The sequence below is a fragment of the Pseudomonas sp. SIMBA_067 genome (genome assembly GCF_046534675.1).
Classification (GTDB): domain Bacteria; phylum Pseudomonadota; class Gammaproteobacteria; order Pseudomonadales; family Pseudomonadaceae; genus Aquipseudomonas; species Aquipseudomonas putida.
On record NZ_JAWRYH010001347.1, the window covers coordinates 1 to 236 of the forward strand.

Below are 236 nucleotides of genomic sequence, written 5' to 3' on the forward strand. Positions count from 1 at the left end.
GGCAAAGTGAGCGTATTCGGCATATACATTGGTGACAGGAAGTTGCAATTGTTGGCAACGCGCTAAAATTTTATTAACTCTGAACTCTGAAAGTGCTGGTGCACCACGAAGGATCAACATAAGTAATTTCACCCGGGGTTAGGGATTGAACGATATTTTAGGCGCGTATTATAGTCCAAATTACTCTCAGATTTAACTCAAAAATGCGCTTTTCATTAAATTAACTTTTTCTTTTT

At 37.7% G+C, this 236-nt stretch carries 1 protein-coding gene; it reads right to left on the reverse strand.

Annotated elements, in window-relative coordinates:
- On the reverse strand, positions 1-120 hold a 120-nt coding region (locus tag SB765_RS33730; protein ID WP_410933051.1), incomplete at its 3' end, for a hypothetical protein.
- Between the last annotated feature and the right edge of the window lie 116 nt (positions 121-236).